Origin of the sequence: Mesoplasma corruscae, from assembly GCF_002930145.1 — a bacterium.
GTDB lineage: Bacteria > Bacillota_I > Bacilli_A > Mycoplasmatales > Mycoplasmataceae > Entomoplasma > Entomoplasma ellychniae.
On record NZ_PHNF01000002.1, the window covers coordinates 175874 to 199537 of the forward strand.

General features: G+C 24.3%; 19 protein-coding genes and 1 pseudogene. 16 read left to right on the top strand and 4 right to left on the bottom strand.

All coding sequences use genetic code 4. The features are described from left to right. Positions 1-319: 319 nt before the first annotated feature. Genes MCORR_RS03310 through MCORR_RS03330 form a run of 5 tightly spaced genes read left to right on the top strand, consistent with a single transcriptional unit; the run spans position 320 to position 10393 of the window. Entirely contained in the window at positions 320-2965 is a 2646-nt protein-coding gene (locus MCORR_RS03310; RefSeq protein ID WP_104208150.1) for an ATP-binding cassette domain-containing protein, read from the top strand. 5 nt (positions 2966-2970) lie between these two features. Further along, positions 2971-4818, top strand: coding sequence for a hypothetical protein (locus MCORR_RS03315; RefSeq protein WP_104208151.1), 1848 nt, complete (start codon positions 2971-2973; stop codon positions 4816-4818). A gap of 24 nt (positions 4819-4842) precedes the next feature. Then, positions 4843-6495 (top strand): hypothetical protein, encoded by a 1653-nt coding sequence (locus MCORR_RS03320; protein ID WP_104208152.1) that lies wholly within the window; start codon positions 4843-4845, stop codon positions 6493-6495. A gap of 44 nt (positions 6496-6539) precedes the next feature. Next, complete coding sequence (locus tag MCORR_RS03325) at positions 6540-8351, top strand: ABC transporter permease (RefSeq protein WP_104208153.1); 1812 nt, start codon at positions 6540-6542, stop codon at positions 8349-8351. A gap of 20 nt (positions 8352-8371) precedes the next feature. Further along, the gene (locus MCORR_RS03330) at positions 8372-10393 is read left to right on the top strand and encodes a lipoprotein (protein ID WP_104208154.1); all 2022 of its coding nucleotides are present in this window, start codon (positions 8372-8374) and stop codon (positions 10391-10393) included. A gap of 326 nt (positions 10394-10719) precedes the next feature. Here MCORR_RS03330 and MCORR_RS03975 read toward each other — a convergent pair whose 3' ends face one another. Both MCORR_RS03975 and plsY read right to left on the bottom strand, forming a co-directional pair. Next, on the bottom strand, positions 10720-11190 hold the full coding sequence (locus tag MCORR_RS03975) for an isochorismatase family protein (protein WP_425437732.1): 471 nt from the start codon (positions 11188-11190) through the stop codon (positions 10720-10722). Between the two features lie 24 nt (positions 11191-11214). After that, positions 11215-11979: pseudogene (gene plsY / locus MCORR_RS03980) on the bottom strand (glycerol-3-phosphate 1-O-acyltransferase PlsY); the annotation flags it as partial. Positions 11980-12080: 101 nt separating this feature from the next. On the opposite strand from plsY, the gene MCORR_RS03345 reads away from it, so the two are divergent. The 3 genes from MCORR_RS03345 (at position 12081) to MCORR_RS03355 (ending at position 14854) form a co-directional block, all read left to right on the top strand. After that, on the top strand, positions 12081-12392 hold the full coding sequence (locus MCORR_RS03345) for a hypothetical protein (RefSeq protein WP_104208155.1): 312 nt from the start codon (positions 12081-12083) through the stop codon (positions 12390-12392). A 706-nt stretch (positions 12393-13098) separates the two neighbouring features. Then, the gene (locus tag MCORR_RS03350; protein ID WP_104208156.1) at positions 13099-14091 is read left to right on the top strand and encodes a hypothetical protein; all 993 of its coding nucleotides are present in this window, start codon (positions 13099-13101) and stop codon (positions 14089-14091) included. 13 nt (positions 14092-14104) lie between these two features. Further along, positions 14105-14854, top strand: a complete 750-nt coding sequence (locus tag MCORR_RS03355; protein ID WP_104208157.1) for a hypothetical protein — start codon at positions 14105-14107, stop codon at positions 14852-14854. Positions 14855-14975: 121 nt separating this feature from the next. Here the strand turns inward: MCORR_RS03355 and MCORR_RS04000 are convergent, their stop codons facing one another. Next, entirely contained in the window at positions 14976-15212 is a 237-nt protein-coding gene (locus tag MCORR_RS04000) for an IS3 family transposase (protein ID WP_104208158.1), read from the bottom strand. Between the two features lie 342 nt (positions 15213-15554). Continuing rightward, positions 15555-16541, bottom strand: a complete 987-nt coding sequence (locus MCORR_RS03365) for a hypothetical protein (RefSeq protein WP_104208159.1) — start codon at positions 16539-16541, stop codon at positions 15555-15557. A 191-nt stretch (positions 16542-16732) separates the two neighbouring features. Between MCORR_RS03365 and MCORR_RS03370 the strand changes: the two genes are divergently transcribed. The 8 genes from MCORR_RS03370 (at position 16733) to MCORR_RS03405 (ending at position 23663) form a co-directional block, all read left to right on the top strand. Then, positions 16733-17563, top strand: coding sequence for a riboflavin kinase (locus tag MCORR_RS03370; protein WP_104208160.1), 831 nt, complete (start codon positions 16733-16735; stop codon positions 17561-17563). Further along, complete coding sequence (locus MCORR_RS03375) at positions 17563-18447, top strand: deoxyribonuclease IV (protein ID WP_104208161.1); 885 nt, start codon at positions 17563-17565, stop codon at positions 18445-18447. Before MCORR_RS03370 ends, MCORR_RS03375 begins: the two co-directional genes overlap by 1 nt. Positions 18448-18478: 31 nt before the next feature. Next, complete coding sequence (locus tag MCORR_RS03380) at positions 18479-18889, top strand: transcription antitermination protein NusB (protein ID WP_104208162.1); 411 nt, start codon at positions 18479-18481, stop codon at positions 18887-18889. Then, the gene (xseA, locus tag MCORR_RS03385) at positions 18882-20093 is read left to right on the top strand and encodes an exodeoxyribonuclease VII large subunit (protein ID WP_104208163.1); all 1212 of its coding nucleotides are present in this window, start codon (positions 18882-18884) and stop codon (positions 20091-20093) included. The genes MCORR_RS03380 and xseA overlap by 8 nt, the downstream gene beginning before the upstream one ends. Beyond that, on the top strand, positions 20083-20289 hold the full coding sequence (xseB, locus tag MCORR_RS03390; protein ID WP_104205711.1) for an exodeoxyribonuclease VII small subunit: 207 nt from the start codon (positions 20083-20085) through the stop codon (positions 20287-20289). The genes xseA and xseB overlap by 11 nt, the downstream gene beginning before the upstream one ends. Before the next feature lie 9 nt (positions 20290-20298). Continuing rightward, on the top strand, positions 20299-21402 hold the full coding sequence (locus MCORR_RS03395) for a Y-family DNA polymerase (RefSeq protein ID WP_104208164.1): 1104 nt from the start codon (positions 20299-20301) through the stop codon (positions 21400-21402). A 28-nt stretch (positions 21403-21430) separates the two neighbouring features. Beyond that, positions 21431-22705: an SGNH/GDSL hydrolase family protein gene (locus MCORR_RS03400; RefSeq protein ID WP_104208165.1), complete on the top strand. Its 1275-nt coding sequence runs from the start codon at positions 21431-21433 to the stop codon at positions 22703-22705. A gap of 67 nt (positions 22706-22772) precedes the next feature. Continuing rightward, complete coding sequence (locus MCORR_RS03405; RefSeq protein WP_104208166.1) at positions 22773-23663, top strand: hypothetical protein; 891 nt, start codon at positions 22773-22775, stop codon at positions 23661-23663. Position 23664: the final 1 nt, after the last annotated feature.

The window sequence follows — 23664 nt, forward strand, 5'->3', positions numbered from 1 at the left end:
ATCTTTCATATTGTGCAATTAAGTATGATTGCTGCTTTTATTTTGTAATCTTCTCCTTCATTACTTGTTCAATAACTGCAAATGAATTTCTTTTGATTTAGTTGACTTCTTTCTTTTTTGTTCACCTAAAATATAATTTTTAAGTTTTTAAGACATTTCTACTTTCTAATTTTGAGACCAATATCACTGACAATTGGACAAACTGTATATAAAAAATATAAAATCACTTGTTTTTTTTTTTTTTTTGTAATAATCAAATATGAGTTTTTAAAAGCAAGATAAATTTAAAAACTTTAGAAAAAAATAGAGGTAACATTGAATGGATAAAACTATTTCAAATTTTATTAAACCAAAAGCATTAATTATAGAAAAAAATGCAAATCCATCCAAAGAAACTGAAAAAAATAATGTTATTAAAGTTGAAAAATTTCATAAAAAATTTAAAGACATTAATATTGGTCCCTTTTCTTTTAACATAGAAAATGGTAAGGTAACAGCATTGCTTGGTGGTAGTGGTTCTGGTAAATCTGTATTTTTAAATTCATTATTAGGAGCTACATTAAATTATAATGGTAATATTTTTATCAATGGTAAAGAAAGAAGAAAAACAAACTCAATTGAAAATAATTCAAAAGTAGGTTTTTATTCTCAAATGGATTTTTCTCTATATTCAATAACTGCTTATCAATTTTTGTTTAATATGTGTAATGTTATGGGGTTAGATAAAAACTTTGTAAAAATGAAAATAGAATATTGATTAAGAAAATTTGATTTATGATCATCAAAAGATAAACTATTAAATGCTTTTTCGTGGGGAATGAAAAATCGTATGAATTTAATCCTTTGTTTTATTAAAGAGCCTGAAATACTAATTTTAGATGAACCAGGAGCTAATTTAGACTCTAAGTGAAGAAATCATACTTACCAAATATTAAATGATTTTAAAAAAGAGTTCAATAGTACGATTATCTTGACTGTTCACAATATAGATGAAGTATATGATATCATTGAAAACTTTGTAATTTTAGACAAGGGAAAACTTATGTTTTCTGGTTCAAAGTCAGAATTAAATTTGTACAAAAAAATAAGGATTTTTTTTGAAGAATACAATGACTTAAATAAAATTGAAAAAATTTTAAACAAAAGTAATATTTTAACATTTAGTTTAGACCATTTTACTAACTCACTTATAGTTGGTTTAAAAGTTTCGCAGACGTTTAATGGTGTTTTAGCAATTTTAGAATCAAACAATGTGAAACCAAAAGACATAATTGGGCAACCAATTAATATTGATGCAATTTCAAAAGCGCTTGAAGATAAAATAAATATTCATATTCCAAAATATGCACCTATTGCTGATATAGATAAGAACGAAGATGTCAAAGAAGAAGAAATTAATGATGCATGAAACTTTTTAAAAAAAATTGAAAAAAAATATGGTGACCTTTTAAGTCTAGATGGTTCAGAAACATTAATTGAAGATGGTGTTGATTCTGATTTGATCGATGATAAAGATTTTAAAATTATAGATCAACATTTAGGAATAATGAGTGAACAAACGTCAGACCTATCTTTTGAAAATAATGAGTTATATGCATTTAAAAAAGAATTTTTGACTACAATGGAAGAGATAAAACTTTTAAAGTCTGAAGTTAAAAACATTAGTGAAGCTAAAAATAATTTTGAAGAGCAAAAAAAAGAATGAAAAAGTATTTTAGAGCAGTCAAGTTTTGAAAATAGAGATTTAGATGTTAAAAAAAATGAGCTAGAAGAACACATTAAAGAATTAAAATTTTTAAAACAAGAAATTTTAAATTTAAAATTTGAAGAATTTGAAGGCATTAATAAGATTAAAGATGAATTTGCTAATAAATTAAACTCATTAAAAACTTTTGTTAATGAAATAAAAGAAGAATCAGAAAATAACTTTTCATTTGAAATAAATGAAAAAATTTCAGAATTTAATGAGTTTAAAAATAATTTTAAAGATATGTCTTCAAAGCAAAAAGAAACTATAAAAGAGGAACTTGAAGTTTTGAAAGAATATTGTGCACAAATTGACGAACAAACAAGTGAAGTAAATAAAACTAGAAAAATGTTGGATAGCCAAATTATAGAATTTAAGGATTTACAAAATGATTTTATTTCTCAGATTGAATTAGAAAATGAAGATCTTGATATTAAAAGAAGTAACTTGGAAAATAAAGTTTTAGAATTAAAATCTTTACAAGAAGAAATTGCTGTTGCAACTATAAATGAAGAAAAATATATTGAAACAATTCAAACGGACTTTGCAGAAAAATTATCTGAACTAAAAGTTTTTGTAAAAAGTATAGTTAATGAATCTAATGTTTTGATTGATTCAAAAAAAGAATTAGTTGAAAATATTAAAGATTTTAAAGAATTTCAAAATGAGTTTATCAAAACCATTAATATTGAAAAAGAAATACTTAATAATAATGCTACTGATTTAAAAGAATATCTAAAAGCAATAAAAATAGATTCAAGCCAAATTATTTACTCAAAAGAGATAATTAATAAAAATATATTGGAGATTCAAAATCTTTATGAAAATTCACTAATAAAAATAAAGAACAAAAGCGATTCAGAAATTGAAAATTTAAAAAAAGAAATAGAGTCATTAAATTCAAAATTATATAGCTCAACTATATTTTCACTTAAAGATAGTAAATATCAAACTCCGATTGCAAATTTTAATCAAGTTTCTTTAAAGGAACAAGAAATTGATATTCTAAAAAAAGACCTTTACAAAGAACGAACGTATTTTGAAAATTTACGTAATGAAATAAATTTAGAAAAACAAATAAATGAAAAATTAGATAAATTTAATAAAGATTTGAAGGAACGTGAAAATGTTTTAGAGTTTGAAAGATTAAAACGTGAAATTCAGGATGAAAAAAATAAATTGTCTGAATTAATATTCTTGCAAAAAGCAAAGGTTTAAAATATATGGTGCTAAAAAGAGTTTTAAACCTTGTCACTTGTTTTTTTATTTTTTTTGGTTTTTTGGTTGTTAGTTGTAAAACTGAATTGAGTCCAATCAAACAATACAAGCCAGTTTATGATTTTTATGCTCTTGGTCAATCATTAGAAAATAAAGCTAGCGATGAATTTCATAATGCAATAATGAAAAACCAAAATGATTTAATTTATATTGATCCCAACTTTGCAACAAATAATAGATTAGTATTTTTTACCCAAAATAATATGAAGAAAATTTCCGAACGAAAAAAAATTCAAAATGTTTCTAATAACTATCAATTATTAAATGTTCTGGAAAAACAAAACTTGAATCAAGATTTAGAAAAAATAGTTAAAAATTCTAATTTAAAAAAAACAATTTTGGATTCAATGACTCAAGAACTAGGAATTTATAAGGAAATTCTAGATTTTCCTAATAGCGAGTTATGGTTTGATTCAATATCTTGAAACTTTGACTATTTGGATTTTAATTACTTAGATTTAAAAAGTGAAAATCTGTATGTTTCTAATTTAGATTTAAACCTAGTTTTTAACTATAAATATTTAAATGTAAATAAAAATATTATTAAAAAACAATATGTTGAAAATATTAGTATAACAATTTCAAATCAACAAAATATCATGAAAGATTTGAAATACTTAACGAAAGATTTAAGAGAAAATCTTTTAAAAAACAAATTTCAATATGCTTGATTTGATGCAGCTAATCTTAATATTAATAATTATTCAAAAATGTTTAAACTAAGTTCAATAAACTTTCAAAATGTTTTGCAATTTAAAAAATTTGAGGATAGTTTTTTAAATTATATTCAAAAAAAAATTTCTTATCATGAAAGAAACGGTGAAATAAACTATGATTTTATATTTAAAAACAGTGACAATTTATTTAAATATAAATTAATTGATAAAATAAGTAGTTTTGATATTAAAGAAAATAAATATAATGCAAAAAAAATAAGCTTGGATGATAGCATGTCAACTTCAAATGCAAAAAATACAGCTCTTTTTAAATTGATTTTTAGTGAACTAAAAGCTGAAGATGATATAGTGTTAGAAAATAAATTAGTTAGAGGTAGTAATTTGCTAAATAAGTTTTTAAGCGAAAACTATAATGAATGGGTAAATGATTTCCAAAAAATTTTTAACGAAAAGTTTAATACCTATTCAGATTCAGCAATTTCATATGGCGAAATATATCTTAAAAACTTTGGCTTATATTTTAAAGAATTTAATTATTTTCATCCTGTTAAAATAAGTTATTATACATGTACTTCAATTAACAATTTTAATGATGCTTATTTAAATGACGCTTCATACAAAGGTATTTGTATCCCAGCTAAAGATAGTATATATAAAGCAATTTATCAAAATGTTGTTGATTCAATAAAAATATTTCAGCAAGCATATGCGCTTCAAAAAAATGATTGAAAAACTATAACAAAGGCTTCGAGTTTGATTATACTTAATCAGAATAATATATTTGACTTATATTCTAAATCAAATACTGGTATATCAAATATTAACGCAACACTTGGTTTATTTATCGCAAGCCAAAACTCTTTATATGATTTAGACTTGAGAAATAAATTTTTAGATGAAACTAACAGTTATTCTTTTAACTTTCAGTTCAGTAGTTCCCAAAACAAGACAAATATCCCTTATATTAAAACAGAAGATAAAAAAATTATTTTTACAAAATTTAAAAATCAAGATAATTTAACAATAGATATTAATCTTTCATTTTTAAATATTACTTTTGAAATTGTTGATGAAAACTACTATCTATTTGAGCGAACTTTATTACAACAAAATTAGTATTATTACAAAAGAAAGGCAAAAATGAACAAATTATTATTAATTCTTGGACCATTATCAGTAGTGAGTGCAACATCAAGTGTTGTGATAGCTTGTTTAACAAATGATGGGTTTAAGGTGAAAGATATTTCAATAATTAAAAGAAGTTTACTGATAATTCTACAATCACGTGGTGAAACAAAAGAGGGCTGAGACAATGAAACTTTACAACAAGCGGTTATTAATGCAAAACTTGATGAAGAAGATGCGATTTCTGTTCAAGTTAGTGAAGTTAAAAGTGGAACTAGTACTGAATTTAAACAAGAAATTAATTTTAAAGGAAATGCAAGCAGGAAAAATAAATTTCTATATAGTGGTGAAATTGTTTTAGAATATTACTTTGGAGAAAATTTACCATTTAAAACAGCTATTTCTCAACAAGACATTGATAAATCTTTTTTAAATATGGAACACTTTTTATTAAACATCACTTTTAATAATAAAACAACTGTTGAAAACACATTTAAAAGTTATAAAAATATTCCAGGAGCACCTGTGGAAGGTATTATTTTTGGAGAAGTTAAAAATTTAAAATTTGAAGAACAAAATGTCCCTTCAAAAGTTAACTCAAGACTAATTTTAGTCTTTAGTTTTGAAGCAAATGCTAAACTAAAAAATGATCAATATTATTTTGAAGAAAATATTTCAAATAATTTTAAAAAATTTGAAGGAAAATTGTATGCACCAATTACAGTGAAAAATGAAACAATTAATAAAACGTTTGAAAACATTAAAAATTTAGATTGAAAGTTTTCAAACATTGATGAACTTAGAAATCAAATTAAAAATAAAATTGAAACAATTTCTTTAGAAAAGGGCATTAAATACAATAACTATCAAATACAAAATGTTTTAGCTGAAAATATAAGCCAACCAAAGTACTGAAAAGCAAATATTAGTTTATCTTTACAACCAAACGAAGAATTAGGGTATAAATTTGAAAATAATGCAACAACCAATTTTGAATTAACTGTAAATTTAATAACTTTAAAAAACATCACAAATGGTACTTTAAACTGAACAATATTTGAGCAAGAAAACGGTCAAATGTTAATTAATCCTCAGTTTATTAAGTTTGGCCCAAAAATTGAAAATAATAACTTCGCTAATTTACAAGGAGAAAAATTATTATCTGATGGTGAAACAGAACTTTGAGGAAAAAAAGAAAACAAAGAAGGAAAAGTAAATCCTCAAAATCAATGAGAATGAATAAATGAAAAGGGCTACAGTTTTGACAAAGAAGCAAAAAAAGATTTTGTTGAAGCTATGATGAAAGAATCTAAAAATTCAAAATATAGTGTAGAGCAAATTATTGATGATTTCATGCAATATACAACTTCTTTCAATTATTCTAAAGAAAGCTTTGACTTTACCAAAAATGATAAAGCGTTATTCTTTAAAGAACCAAGTGCTCAATCTTCTAATAGAGATCAAGAAATATTTTATTCAAATGTTTTGAGTAAACTAGGTAAAAAAGATTTACTTGAAAATTTAAAAAACAATACAACAGAAATTAAAAAGGGAACAGTTTTAGGGAAAGAATATTATACTGTTCTATTTTTATCATGTATTGATGAAAATAATTATAAAGCTTCTGACAAAGCATTTAGAGTAATTTTAAACAATGTAAGTTTATAAAACGTAAAAGTTATTAAAGATAATAACAGAAAGGAGGTGGTTTTATGGTCGAAGAAAAGCACCACATAGAAAATGAAAATTTTGATTTTCATCAAGTTGTAAAACAAAAATTAATAAAATATCGAAAAATTTCATTTACAAAATTAATGAAATTTAGTTTTAAAAGTTTATTAAAAGAAAAACTTTTTTATATTTTAAATATATCTATTCTTTTGATTTCTATTGCTATTGGTATTTTACTTGCGTTTATTAAATCCGGAAGTACGCAGGTTGTAGTTTTTAACTTTTTTATACTATTCTTTATTTGCTGCTTAATGTTTGTTTTTATTTTAAGAATGGTTCAATTTTTCTTTAACAAAAATTTTGAAGATAAAACTACTTATATTGTTTTAACAAACCAGGTAAGTAGAATTAAATTTTTTATAGCACAATATTTTTTAATGATTTTAATCGTTGGAACGAATATTTTAGTAAGTTTTTTAATGATTAACTCTTTTTACTCATTTTTCACCTTATTTAAATATGAGATTTTTATTTTAAGAATGACAATAATATATGCTATTTATTCATTTATTGCAACTTTTTTTATAATAAACTTTGTAACTTTTTTAATTTTTATTTTTAGTTTGCAAACAACAACAATTATATGCACTTTATTATTAGCACTTTCATTTATTGCAAACATTCCAATGTCATTTACAAAGGCTAATGAGAAAAGTTATAATATTCAATTTGAAAATAGTCAGCTTTTTAAGTTGAACGATATATATGATGCGTACACCTTAAATGATAGTATAGCAAAAGGCAATATAAAGTATTCAAACCTATCTAAATACATTTATGATTATTTTATTGAAAAAAAGTTTACAGTAGATGATTTTTCTTCAACACAAACCATAAATGATCGTATTAAACTATGATCAGATTTAGGATTAATCAATTCTGAATCAACATTAATTAAAGCTTCTGATTTAAATTTATTTACTAAACCATTAAAAGGTGATATTGTTCCACAATCATGGCAAAGAAATGACAAATTCAATATGCAAATAAAATTAAAAAACACTTTTATTTCAGAAACACAATTAGATGATTTAATCTTAAAAACAAATAATCAAAAAATAGAAAACATACTAATTGAATTTAAGCAATTTACAAATGAAATTAATGAGTATTTTAAAAATAATTTGCAATATGAAAAGTATGACTTATTTGATGATTTCTTATTTTTAGAAACAGGAGTTGAAAATTCATATTTGGAAAAAATCAACGCTTCAGGTACAGAAGAAATTGTTTCATATGCTTTACAAAAAAAAGATGTGCAATCAATTTATAAATATGCAATTTTAGGAGATAATTCAGACGGGTTTAAATTTAGCAATGCAAATGATTTAGTAAAACAAAAATTAAATTTTAATTTAATGTATGTTGCTCAAATTATTGAAAAATACTTTATAAAATATTCTAGCAATTATATTTTTATGTCATCAAACCCAATTTCAAAGACTTCAGGTGATTGAAACCAATATATAAGTGGCCGAAAAAATAATCAAATATTATCTTATTTCAACTTGTATAATGGGTTATGAATGAACTATACACAAAACTTAGGTTTTTATAATAAAGACATTTGATTTGCACCAAGTTCAGACTCAAAAATTTATTTAGAAGAACAAAAAAATCTTTTTTTAGGATATCCTGAATATACTCTAAAACTCGATTCGAACAATAATGTTATTAGTGAAAAGACAACGACAAATTACATTAAAGCATGGTATTATTTAGCTATTTTGTTTGTAATAAGTTTATTGTGCTTTTTAATAGCATTATACAAATTTAAGAAATTTGATTTTTAAAAAAAGAAAAGGAAAAAATTATGAAAAAATTATTAGCAATATTAGGATCATTAACAGTTTCTGCTACCTCAGCTTTAACTATAGTTTCATGTAAAGATAAAACAGAGGAAACAAATGTCCCACCAACAGATAGTAAAGAAGAAATAAGAAAATTAATTAGCAAATTTGAAAGTGAAGTTAATACTAAATGAGCTTCGGTTGTTACAAATAAAATTAGTGAAGCTTCAACATTTGTTGAAAAGCCAGGGCAACAAAGCAACTTTACATTTTTCCAAAAAGAAAAATTAAAAGACGTTTATGAAAAAGCTTTGAATGTTAGTGAAAATACAACAGCAAGTCAGATAAAGTTTTATGATACTTTAGATACTAATGACAAAGAAATTTTAACTAACAATATTCAATCTTTGTTGTCAACCCAAGAAAATATTAACAATTTGAAAAAAGAAATTTCTGCTTCTACTTATCAAGTTTTAATTGGGGATTTAAACTCAAATTGAATTGACAACGTTAAAATGAATTATGATAAAGCAACAATAAGCTTTACAGATAAAGATATGGAAAATAGTTTTTTAGCGAACATTGAAGTTGAGTATGAAACTAAATATTACTACATGGATGCTGAAAATGCAAGACAGACAAAATCTCTTCAAGGAAGTGCTTCAATAACTATTTCAGATGACGGAGCTATTATTGAAGTTATTAGTAAATTACAACAAGAACTAGCTGCTGATTTGTTGAAGACAGGTAATCCTTTAGTTTATTTAGATAAAACTAGTTTGAATGATATAAATGCGATTGAAATTATTGGAGGATCAACAAACAAATATAAAAATGAAATTGAAAAATATTACGAAAAATTTGCACCAAAATTAGTTAAAGAAATTAAAAAAAATTACTTTGACAGTTCTAAAAGTCCAGTTTTAAAAGGTATTAAAGTTGATTTACAAAATCCAAAAGATGTAATTAGAAACAGTTCACAAGATGCAAAGGTTGGTGAACTTAAATTAGATAGAATTCAAACATCTTCAACTGCTCAAAATTTTAAACCTGTTGATGAAAAGCAATTCGCTAGACAATCAACTTATTTTGGAGAAATTAAACAAGATGCAAGCATATTGTTGGGTGATGATAGCAAAGCAACTGATTCAACATTATATTCAGACTTAAAAACCACTTATGAAAAAACCAAAGATGAATACGCAAAAAGTTTCAAATTGAAATATGAACAAATAACCGAAAAATCAAGCAAAGAACAAGCAGCTAATATTGAAAGTTTACTAAATAATTCAGTAAACTTAGAACAAGTTTCAATTAAAGGAATTAACTTTCAGTTAGCAAATGGATATAAACAAAATTTAAATGATGTTTTAATTAATTTATCAGTAGCAGTTGATAATAAATCAACTTTAAACGAGAACAAAGCAACAGGTAAAACATTTGCAGCTTACTATAACGGAATTTCTTTAATATTAGATCAATTTCACAAGTTTTATGGAACATCACCATCAGAAATTGATCAAATAAGTGAATCTAGCGGTGCTACAAAACAACAATTAGGATTACTATTTTACATGAATGGAAGTGCAAATTCAGAATTTAACATTTGAGATTATTGAAAAGGGTTAAAAGGAACAGATAAAGATCCATTCATTTGAGAATATTTAAGAAATAATAAGTCATCACAAATGTTTACCAATGCATTAAACCTTGATACTGGTGATGTTCAAGCAGCACAAATAAGAAATGAAAGCTTTATTTCAAATTTAATTGGAACAAAAGATTTTAAATTAGATTTTTCTCAACGCCATAGTGGGTACTGATCAGATTTATACAGATATAGTATTGATGATAAAAAAGTGAATAAATTAGAGCCAGGGATAAAAATGTCTGGGCTGAAGGGGTATTGAGGTAACTATCAGTTATCGATATTAACTGACTTATTCTCAATATCTGCAGGTACAAACAGCACTCCAACTGGTCAAGGTAATGCTTTATCAGATGCAGATGTCACATTTACTTTTATTGGTAAAAAGAGCATATAAACTTTACTTAAAGTTATGCAAGTCAGTTTATACTGACTTTTTTATTTAATTAGGAGTAAATAAAAGTTGAATGAGAAAATATTGGTGTTATGCTGAATCTGTGGTTTCTGGACTTTGTTAAAAGTGCTCTCGGTATGGTTCTAAGAGTACTCTCTTTTAAGGTTATAAAAAAATATTAAATATTAAAAATATATAATCGCATTTATTATTTTGGGATTATTTTGTGATTTTTGAAAAAATAAGAATTATTCATTTAATAAAATTTTGAAATAATTGACTTAAATGCTTAGGTTGAATTTCCCCTATAAAAGTTATGTACACCTTTTTTATTCAAATCCTTGACAACCATTAATATCTAAAAATGTCTTATATCCTAACTCTATTGCATGCTCATAAGTAGCTTTAACACAAACTTCTAAAGCTACACCAACAATTGTTAATTCTTCTATATTATTTTCTTTTAAAAATTCATCTAAATAATTTGAATTACCTTTTTCATCATAAAAAGCACTATAACTTTCAGCATCTTTTTGAGTCCCTTTAATTATTATCTTATCCATTAAATTCTCATCAATATAAAGATCACAACCTTTAGTGCCAATTAAACAATGTTCACCTCATTGCTTAAATGAATAATGATCAATTGGGTGATTATCTTTTGTTGCTATAACTAAATTATTATTATTTTTAAATTCTTTAATCAATTTTAAAATATATTCTTTTTTTGTTTCAGCTTTTTTTACATATAATTTACCATTGGGATCAACAAAATCATACTGGTAATCAACTATTATCAAAGCTTTATTTATAAATTTGTATTCTTTAACTGATTTTTGGTTAATTGGAAAAATCCTTTGTTCTGTACCATTTTTTAATCTTTTCATATTTGGTATATGTCTAATAGCTAAAATTATTATTCCTATCAATATACATATTTGAGCAGTTACAATACCATCAGCAAATTCTTTGTTAGGCGTTAGTGTATGCAATCAATTGTTAAATGAAAACATTCATAATCCATTTGCTCAAGTTTCTTTAAAACCTTCATACCCATTTCATTGATAAACAAAAATATTTGTTCCATATATTCAAGGAAAAAACATTAGTATAAGAATAAAAAAAGTAGCTATAATCGATGACAAACTAACTTTACCTGTTGATAAAGCTACTATTCATCAAATAATGAAGAAACACAAAAATAATGATGGAGAAACAACAAGTATTAGCCCACAAAAACAACTAACAGCTTTCCCACCTTTAAATTTAAATCAAATTGGTCAACAATGCCCAATTATTGCAAATACACATGGTATAAAATAACTTGTTTGGGAAAACAAATCACTTGGAATACAACTTAATCCAAATGCAACAAATGCTGTAATAACTACTTTAAAACCATCGAGTAAAGCAACAGCTAAAGCTCATCTTTTCCCCAAAGCTCTTAAAGTATTTGTGGCACCAGGATTTTTTGAACCAAAATCGTATATATTTATATTTCTAACTCATTTTGCAATAAGAACTGATCAAAGCACACTACCATATAAATAACCAAATATTGATGCAAGAATAATTCCTAAATAAAACATAAATTATTACTCCTTTTAAGATTATCAATTTATATTATAACAATTTAAGTTAAAATTTTGTGTTATTATCTTTTTATATGAAAACCTTGGGAGAATAAAAAATGTCTATTAAATTCAACAAAAATGAAAATTTAACTATTGAACAATTACAACTTCAAAATGAAAAATTAAAAGAAGAACATAAAGTGTTAGAAGCACAAATTAAAGCAGTTGAAAAAAAAGTTATCGGTTTTTTATGATTATTTTGATTTATTCCAATACTTGGGTGAGTTGTATATACAGTTATTTATTCTAAAAGAAAACAGTCACCAGAATACTTAAAAGTTATGTTACCAATTAAAGAAGAAATAACAATAAATGAATTGCAAGTTATGCATAATAATATTTTAATCGAAAAAAAAGATATACAGTAATAACTGTGTATCTTTTTATTAAATGGTGAACAATTGTTTGCTAATACTAGAAATAGTTTTGGTAAACTACAACAATAAAATGAATATTTAAAAGAATCAGGTAATATTGTGTTAGAAGGAAAAGAAGTTTTTTAAATTTTAGCTTAAAATTATATAGAATTGTTTCTAACTAAAATATTTTTAATTAGCATAAACTTTAAAGTATTTAGAAAAATACATCGAAGCTTTAAATCTAAAGGATTATAAAAATAACAAATTTAGTAGATTATTTGTTGATATGCAAAAAAAACATTTCTTTTATCTGTATTAGTAACTAATCCAAAAATTATTGTATCAAATGAACCAACAGCAAATTTAGAAGTAAAATCAAGATTAGATTTTATCTACATTTTAAAAGACTTACCTGTAAATACCAAAAAACTACCATATTTCTTAACATAACATTGATGAATTAAGTCACATTCTTAATAGAACCGTAATAATTAAATAAAATGATGAAAATGGTCAAGTAGTTTACAACAAAAATTTGTTTCAAAAACACAAAATTTAAAATAAATTTATGTAAAAGCTACGGATTCAAAAACATTAAGCATTGATTTTGAAAAATAAGCGCAATTAAAAAAGAAAAATGTGCTATTATGTAAACATACAGGGAAGCTTTATAACAAAGTAAAATAAAAGTTTTACTGTTAGAAAGGAACCTATTATGAAAAAATTATTAGCACTTAGCTTGACAACCTTAATGGCTGTTACAGGAACCTTAGCATTAATAGCAACTTCTTTTGAAGCTCAAACTTCATTAAGAACACCAAATAATGAAATTAACTCCTTTAATAAAGTTATGAGTAGTCAAATGAACTACTCACAAGAATCAGCCAAAGATTGGGAAATAGAACCAGTTTTATTTGTTAACAATGAAGAAATCATTTTAGAAAAATCAGAAATGAGTAAAGAATTAGACGGCTTATTTTATAATTTTGTTCAAAATGAACAAGAAAGTGTTTCTGAAATAGTTAACAATGATCATATTATAGAATATGCAAAAAATGAGTCTCGAAAAATTCTTGATCATTTCAAGGGTGAAAATATTAATTTTTCTACTCTTATTAATTATTTACAAACAACAGTTACTGAATTTGGAATAACATATAATTTGTACATTAATGGTATTGATTCTGTTAATTCGCTTCCAAACCATAAATTAAATAGAATTGCTTTTGAACCAACCCTTGGTGGTAGTATTGGTGGTGGACATATTAGTTCGCCTCACACTCCAACAGATAGTTTGGAAAGAATCAACAAAATAGTAAAAGATCTTAAAATTGTAAAAACAGCTCTTACTACTACATCTGCTGCTGCTGCTATTGCTGCTGCTGGATTTTATGCAGCAGCTATTCCAAGTGCAGGTATATCAATAAATTGAGCTATTTCTTGTACTGTAATTAGCGCTGTTACTGCAACTGCAGCAAACGGTGTATCGCTAGCCTTATTAAAATATGATGAAAGCATGAGTAATATTAAAAAAGGTGCATCTGCTCTTATTGCAACTTTGTCAATCGGGCATGTTTTAGGGGACACAACGAAAGCAATACTGAGAACTGTATCACTTTCTCTTACTCCAATATCTTGAGCATTTCCACCTGTTTTGGCTCTTATTGATGCAATAGCAGCAGTAATAGAATTAATAGATGTAGTTTAGGGGAATAGTATTTATGATGACTTGAGATGTATATATATATCTGATTTATGCATTAGTTTCTTTATTGTTTGGTTCTGTTTTTGTGGCGGATTTTACATACATATCTGCATGAAAAAATAAATACTTCTATATTAAAATGAATTTTGGTCAAAAAATAAATATAAAAGAGTTTCCAGTCCTTTTAAAAGCAGAAGTATTAAGATTATTTATTTTTTATATTATTGCTTTTATTGTAATAAATTTATCATTTTTTTATTTGTGTTTTCTTATACCTAGTGATTTATGAATTAAGAAATCCCACTATAATATTTCAATTATTGTAATTACATTAATTTATTTATTAACATTAATTGTTATGTTTATTTTGGTTTATAGGAACATTAAAAAAATGAAAAAATTTAAAATATTTTCAAAAGCAGAAGCAGAAGCATGCTATATTGAATATTTTAAAAAAAATAATGATGTGTTAGAATATCAAAAAATTTTTTTATACAATGTAATTCTAGAAGAAGTTTCTTGACTAAACAAATCATTTCAAAATCATCAAATAAAAATCAAGAGAAAAGTTCAAAAAGTTGTTTTAAAAAATGACCCATATAAAGAACTTAAACTTTTCTTACGTTATTTAAGAGCTTATGCGTTTTTAATTAAAAGAATCCGCAAAAATTGTGTATTTAAAACAACCATTGACCAAAAAGAAATTGATTTTAATGATTTGCAATTTATTTTTATAAATAACTTCCAATCTATGTTTAAATCATAATACCAACCAGTTTACAGGAAAAATTTTCAACTGTTATTAAATAATTGGCTACTAAAGTTCTTTAACACCTTTAAGTATTGCATAAAATGAAATTAAGACACTATTTCTCTTGTATATAATTTTATAAAATATAGGTCATTTCAAAAGTGAAATGGCTTTTTTTGATTTTAATAATCATAACTGGTAGTTTTTTAGATTTAAACCCATTTTTAGTGTAATTATAATAATTTATATAGTTATCAATTAATTTGCCAAATTCTTCAGAAGTACATTGTTCTAAAACTTCTAGGCATTTAGTTTTTAACGGCGAAAAAAAAGTTTGAATGCTGCATTGTCTAAAACAACCTAGATTTGACAAAAAATAGTTAAGTTATTATTATTTGCAAATCTTTTTTGCTCAAATTGAAATGTAATCAACACCATTATGTGAATGTATTATTTTTGGTTTTAAAGGATTATGCAATCTTTTTGTTTTTTCATGTATCTTGATAAATTTAATTATTGTTGAATTTAAGTACAATACATATTTGATATATTTTATACTTCTTTTGAATGAGCTGAAAAGATAATTGATTTGTTTGCTTTGATATTTGACATAATAAAAATTCTCTTTATATACAATTGTAATGATAAAATGTTTTTTATCATTTTGTATACTTAGAGAATTATATTCATTCAAAATAACTTGTAGTTCATTTTTTTAAATATCGAATAAATCTAAAAATATTTTGTCATAAATTCTTTCAAGTCAATATAAAGTGTGAACTGTTGTTTTATTAAATTTAGCTTTCATTCTATTTTCCAGTAAATCAATATAACTTTCTCATATTTCTTTATAACATTCTAAAATCTCTTTATTTATTTCTATCATTCTAGATTGGTCAGGTCTTGTTAGATCATCTTTATTTACAAAAATAAATAATCCGTTTCTTGAAGAAAAGTTATTTTTATTAAACTTAAGATTTAAATAATTTTCTTCAAATTCAACATCTTCAAATAACGATTTGTTTGAAAAGTATTGGTCTTTAATTAATTTAACATAATTAGACTCAACAGCTTTATCTTTTTCTGCAATTTTACCAAAAGCATTCAAAAATGAAGGCAGTAACATCATGTCTAACATAGCTCTTGAAATTGCTCAAAATGTAAATATTCCTGGTCCACTTCATTTGTTGCCTTTTCCATAGGCTAATAAAATACCTTGTATTTGATAATTTATTATAACAGCCACTATAAAGTTTGCCCCAACAAAGAAAATTCAAAACCAAATAGGTGTAAATGAAATTTCTCTATAAGCTTGAAATTTATGCCTATCAACTTTACTTTTAAAATTGAAAACAACTATTTTTTTATAAAATAAGTTTTTAGAAAATCAATTCATATAAGTAAATTTTACTAATATTAATAATGATAATGAAATAATTATTCAAACTAATGTATTATTGTCTAAAAACATATTAGTAATAAATAAAGTAATAACTGTGATTAATAAAAAAATATCAATTAAAAATAAAATGAATAACTTTAGCGATCAAACCAATAATTTATTTGTAATTTTTTTATGTACAAATAAAAGATCTTTTGCCTTTTGTTTTTCACTAATATTGTTACTATTTATTTTTTCATTTAAATCTGATAATAATTCTCTTGTTTCTTTTTTGTTTTTTGTACCATTGTTTTTACACATTTTCAAATCCTTTCTAAAAAAATTATATAAATAATTATAAACCAAAAAATAATGAGTTTTATTTTTAATTTCAATTTATAATTTTTATTAATTATATGCTAAATAAATACTATTTAAAATAAAATATATATTTTGTATTTATTAACCTGATGAGTTAAAATTAAAATAATGTAAATAAAAGGGGAATTAAAATGAAAATAAATTATAACGACATGTTAATGATGCTTTGAAATTTAGATGAGAATGTTGCTGTATTTAGTGATTTTTCAAAATGAGACCTTAATGAAGATAACTTAATTATTGAAGCAAAAAAAGAAGGTAAAAAAGTAATATTGATTAATAAAGAAAATAATAATTTACTGTATACTATACCAACTAAAGGAATGGAAATTAAAGCTAGCAAAGCTAATGCGGATTTAGTAGTTTGATATGGTTTTAATGAGCAATTTGATTATGAATTAATTAAAAATAATTTAAATATAACAAAAGCTTTTGTTTTTGATAATAACATTGATTTAGAACGTATTAAAAAAGCTTTTAGTTTTGAAATTTTTATTATGAAATATGATAATTCTTTAAATGAATTAACTAAAAAAAGTAATATTGCTTTAAGAGAAGGTAAATTTAAAGATTATCAAAAAATAAATAATTTTAATTATTCATTTTCTGGATTTGTTTCACAAGGAAATCAATTAGGTAGAACTATAGGTTATCCAACAGCAAATATAATTGTTGATAATCATTTAATTTTAAAACCAGGAGTTTATGTAACAAAAGTTAAATTGCCAAGTTTTGATCAACAATTACAAGGTATTAGCGTTTATTGAACTAATAAACAAGGCATTTCAGTTTTTGAAACATATATCCTTGATTTTGAACAAGATATTTATGGGTGAGGAATTGAAATTGAAATGCTTTATTTCATTAGAGAAAGCATTGAAGTAAAAGACTTTAATCATTTAAAAAAACTTTTAAACGAAGATAAAAAATTTGCAATAAATTATTTTAAAGGAGAAAAATAATGAAAAACCCCATTTTAGGAAGTCATGTAGGAATGAGCAAAAGCAACAAGCATGGTGAATATTTGATTGGTAGTTTTAATGAATCATTATCATATGGGGCTAATACTTTTATGATATTTTCAGGACCTCCGCAAAATACAATGAGAACTGATTTAGATAAATTACACATTAAAGAAATGCAAGAATTAATGAAAAATAATAATTTAGATATAAAAAATTTAATTGTTCATGCACCATATTTAATTAATATATCTAATCCAGTTAATCAAAACACTTGAGATTTTGGAGTTGATTTTTTAACTAAAGAAATTTTAAGATGTGAAGGTATGGGGATCAATATTTTAGTGTTACACCCAGGAGCTAGATTAAAAGGTGATTATCAAAAAGCACTTGATGCTTTAGTTAAAGGATTAGATGCTGTAGCAGCACATCAAAAAAACACTATTATAGCTTTAGAAACAATGAGTGGTAAAGGTAGTGAAGTTGGTATTAACTTAAAAGACTTTGCATATGTTTTATCCAAAGTAAAAGAACCTGATAAAGTTGCTGTTTGTTTAGACACTTGTCATATGCATGATGCTGGATATAATCTTAGTGATTGAGATGCAGTTAAACAAGAAATCAAACAAACTGTTGGTAAAGAAAAAATTAGGTGCTTTCATTTAAATGATTCTCAAAATCCAATAAGTGCGCACAAAGACCGTCATGAAAACATTGGGTATGGGCATATTGGTTTTGATACTTTACTAAAAATTTTATGAGATGAAGAATACATTGATGTTCCTAAAGTATTAGAAACTCCATACCACAATGATAAACCGCCATATAAAGAAGAGATATATAACTTATTGAACAAACAGCATATATTAAAAATAAAAGATTAACTTATATATAATATAAAAGAACAGGAGTAAGATGAGTGAATTTAAAATTAATTTGACGGATCGTAGACGAATACTAGTTCAACTATTTTATCGTTATGCATTAACTAATAGTGACATTAGTGTGATTAAACAAGATTTATTGGATGAAACACAAGAAAAATTAGATATTCCGACTTTTGAAATAGCTAACAAAGTAGCTGATCAAATATTTGAAATTATTGATGTTATCGTCCCAGTTTTAAGTATTAAATGACAATGAGAAAGAATCCCTGCTTATGTTCAATCTGCTTTAATTATTGGAACATATGAAATTAAAAATACAGATACCCCAAAACCAGTAACAATTAATGAAATTTTAAAATTAATTAAATTTGCTATGCCTGATTATGAATACAAATATGTAAATGCAGTTTTAGATAAAATGGAAAAACCCAATGGATAAACATATTTTTTCGATTGGTGAAATTAGCAAAAATTTAAAAGAAGTAATAGAAGGAAACACTTATTTTAAAAATATTTATGTTAAAGGTGAAATTTCTAATTTGGTTTTTAATAAAAGCGGACATATATACTTATCTTTAAAAGACGAGCAGTCAAGTTTAACTGCAATGATATGAAAAAGCAATGCAAACAAGTTTGTTAATTTGAATTTAAATGAAGGAATGGAAATTATTGCTTATGGACGCATAACTTTTTATATCCCCAATGCTAAAGTTAGTTTTGAAATTACTGATATTAGTGTTGAAGGTGTTGGTGATTTACAAGTATTATTTGACAAACGTTTACAAGAAATTAAAGCATTAGGGTGAACTGATTTATCAAGAAAAAAACCAATTCCAAGATTTGTACAAAATATTGGGATTATTACAGCTGATACTGGAGCTGCAATTAAAGATTTGATAACAACCATTAAAAGAAGAATGCCTTTAATAAACATTTATTTATTCCCATCAATGGTACAAGGTGAATTTGCTAAAATAGATATTGCTAAAAAAATTAAACAAGCTAATATGTTTAAAGTTAAACTAGATATATTAATTGTTGGACGTGGGGGTGGAAGTTATGAAGATTTATGAAGCTTTAATGAAATGGAAGTCTTAAAATCTGTAATTGATTCAACAATACCCATAATTTCAGCTGTTGGTCATGAACCAGATATCACTTTAATCGATTATGTATCAGATTTAAGAGCTCCAACTCCAACTAGTGCTGGTGAATTAGCAACTCCTAATCAAAAAGAGTTACTAAAAGAGTTATCATATATTTATCATAACCAAAAACAATTAATAATATCTCATTTAAATAATGATAAAAATACTTTAAATATTCTTATTAAAAACAATTATTCAATTATTAAAAATGAAATTAACAAAGAACAAAAAGAATTAAATTATTTTTATCAAAATACTAAAAATTTAATTAATAACATTTTAGATAAAAATAAAATATTACTTGAAAATATAAAAACTAAAACACAGTTGCTAAATCCAAAAAAACCTTTAGAAAAAGGTTATGGCTTATTAATTTATGATAATCAAACTATTAATACAGTAAATAAGCTAAAAGAAAATGACATAATTAAAATTATTTTAAATGATGGAGAAATTTCAACTCAAGTGAAAGAGGTAATTAAAAATGGAAAATAAGACATATGATAAATTAATAGAAGAATTAAAACAAAGCACTCTAAAATTGTCGTCTAATGAAATTACAATGCAAGAAGCTATGAAAATTTTTGAAGATAATATTGCAAAGATCAATCAAGCTAAAGAAATGTTAACTGCTTATGAAGGCAGTGTCAATAAAGTATTAGAAGATAATCAAATAAAAGACTTTGAATAATTAAAAAATATGAAAAAAGAACAAATCATTTTGCATTTAGACATGGATGCTTTTTTTGCTAGTTGTGAACAAGCAAATAATCCTAGTTTAAAAAATAAACCTATTATAGTAAGCCGTTATGATGAAAAATCAATTGTAGTAGCTGCATCTTATGAGTGTCGAAAATATGGTGTAAAAGCTGGGATGCCAATTTTTAAAGTTAAACAACTTTTAAAAAACGTTGAATTTCACATTGTAAGTAGTGGTTATGATCTGTATGAAAAATACAGTAAAAAAATATTTGATATTATAAAATCTCAATTTACTCATAAAGTAGAAATATACGGATTAGATGAATGTTTTATTGATGTTTCTGATATTTGAAGTTTTTATGGAAGTGTTAAAAACTTGTGTTTAGCTATTCAAGCTGCAATCTATCAGACAACAACTTTGACTTGCTCAATTGGTGCTAGTTTTAATAAAATGTTTGCTAAAATGGCAAGTGATATGCAAAAACCTAATGGTATTCAAATCATTACTAAGCAAAATTTCAAAAGTTTGATTTGAAGCATGGACATTTCAAATGTTATTGGAATCGGACATAGTGCACAAAAACAAATTGAAGCTTTAAAAATAAGTAAAGTCTTTGAATTTGTTGAAATTGATGAAAATTTAGTTGCTAAACTTTTTGGTAAAGTTGGGTTTAAAATTCAAAAAGCTTTAAAAGGTGAAGATTACTCATTTGTTGATTATTTATCACATGATATTAAATCTATCTCAAAAGAAAAAACTTTAACTGCAAACAATAAATTGCTAGTTGGAGATGAGGAAATAAAAGAACTTTTATTTCAACTAACTAAAAATGTTGTTTTCAAATTAAAAGAAAATAACTTAAAAGCTAAAACTATTCAATTATCAATTAAATTTTTTGAAGATAATAAAAAATCTAAATTAAGAAAAACTTACTCTTTAACATTAAACAAACACACAAATGATTTAGAAATAATTTTTGCAAATTTAATAAGTAAATTATATGAAATCGAAAAAGAAAATTATGTATCTTTAATTGGTTGTGGTGTAAGTCAATTAAAGGAGATAAGTAAGATTGTTATTCAATCAGAGTTGGAGTTATAATAAAATAAAATGATTAGGAGAAAATAATATGAAAAAAATATTTTTTTTAATATCAAGTTTATTTACAATTATTCCTTTTAAAATAAACTCTGTTGCGAAGAAATTAGATAAAGAAAAAAATAAAGTAGATAATGTTTTGGAATTAGGTAAAGATATCGATAAATCTAATGCTAAAGATTCAAGTGGTAAATACAAACATAACATTTCTAACTTTTTTGTAATTGGTGATAGTTTAAGCGATGTAAATGGTTTAACAACTTTTGTAGAACAAAGGATTAAAGCTTTAAAATTAAATGCTGAATTGATTATTAAAGGTGATGCATATGGTTTTTATAAAGATGAAAAGTTTTTTAACTGTTTTTCTAATGGACCAACAGCTGCTTTTTTATTAGCAGAAAAATTAGGTATAAAATGTTTAAAACCTTCTAATATTTATTCAGAGGGAGTAAATGGTTTTGGTAATAGTTATGCTGTTGCTGGAGCTACTGCTGGTAAATTAAACACTAATTCAGGAGCTTTTTTGAATGATGTTAGAATTGATATTCAAGCTCGTGCTTTAATTCAACAACATAAAATTAATAAAAATGATTTGGTGTTTTTTGAAATTGGAGGTAATGATTTGGCTTATATTGTTAAGTTAATTCAAATTGGGGAAGATTATACTTCTTATTTAGAAGATGCAACTGAACGTATAAAAATAGCGCTTTTTAGTTTATTAAACAATGGTATTAAAAATATTTTATTTATGACACCACCACCAATTGATTTTCCACCTATATTTCAAGATATTATGAGTAAAAAAGAATACATTTTAATTAAAGAAGTCATTCTTTTAGCAACTGATCAGTTTCATAAAAATATAATTGAAGTGCTAGAATTAACCAATGAGCACTATAAAAATTGTGTTCATTTATTTGATCTTTATAAAAATACTGAATTTTTAAAAAATAAATTTTATAAAACTTTTTGATTTAAAAAGAAAAAACTAGCTTTAGAAATGATAAACACAAGTGCTACTAATTGAGAAGAAGTTGAAGTAGAATTAACTATTGGTGAACAAACAAGATCAATAAATGGAGTAAGAGACTTAATTTCCTTACTACCAGAATTAATTTTTGCTTCAAAAAAAGCAAATAATAAAATCTTAATTCAAATTAACTCAGCAAAATTTAATGATCCTATTAATTTTGATTGTTATTTTTTTGTAGACAAATTGCACCCAAATAAAAATGTTCACTATATTGTTTTTAAAATACTTTATAAAAAAGTTAAAAAAATTATGAAGCACTCAAAAAATAAATAACTTTCAAATTTATGATAAAATTATATGAAAGTGCTAATTTTAATAAATGCACTGAGGAGAAAAATATATGAAAAAATGAATGCTGATAATCTGTATTTTTATTGCAATCTTTTACTTTATTGCTTCACTTGGGTTACTAATTCCTGGAATGGGATTAGAATCTAAGATGTTTATTGATTCAGTAAGAAAACAGTTAAAAATAATGACACCTAAAAATAAGTATGTTTTGAATCCAAAAAGTGCATTATATGAACCAATTATGTTAACTGTAGTTAAAAATTCATATATAGCTGATGCTATATCAACTATAAACCATGATGATGACAATGAGTATAATGAGTTAAATACTCAATACAGACAGTTTTCAAATGAATGATTTCACAAAAAATGAGATAAAATAATAGCTGAAAAAACTCCTATTGATTTTTATGACATTGGTAATGACATAATAGAATTTGACATGGCAATTGCACAAAAATACCAATCATATGGATATGTGAATACAGGTATTCAATGAGTTTTTCATAAAGATGGAATAAGTGATATATTTTCGAATAAATTAAAACAAAAATCAAAAAGACAACAGGGACTTATTGAACAAGAAGAATATGATGCAAGAATTGAATCTACAAAACCAGGTTTAACAGGGATAACAGTTAGTTATTCACCAGGAACGCTTTTAAAAAATAATAAAGCTTGATTTGTAAATCAGCAAATTGATTCTTTAAAGTATGCATTAAGTATTAAAGGCTTAGAAAATCCATTTATTGATACTAAATTAAAAGCTAGTGATCTGCCAGAACACATAACACCAGACGTGCTTTATTCTCCTAATTTTATTAGAGGTCAAATTATTACTCAAATTGCTTTTATAATGCTATGTAGCTCAGTTTTTATTACACCAACAGTAGTTATTTTTTCAACTACCAAATTAATAAAAAATAAAAGGAGAAAATAGA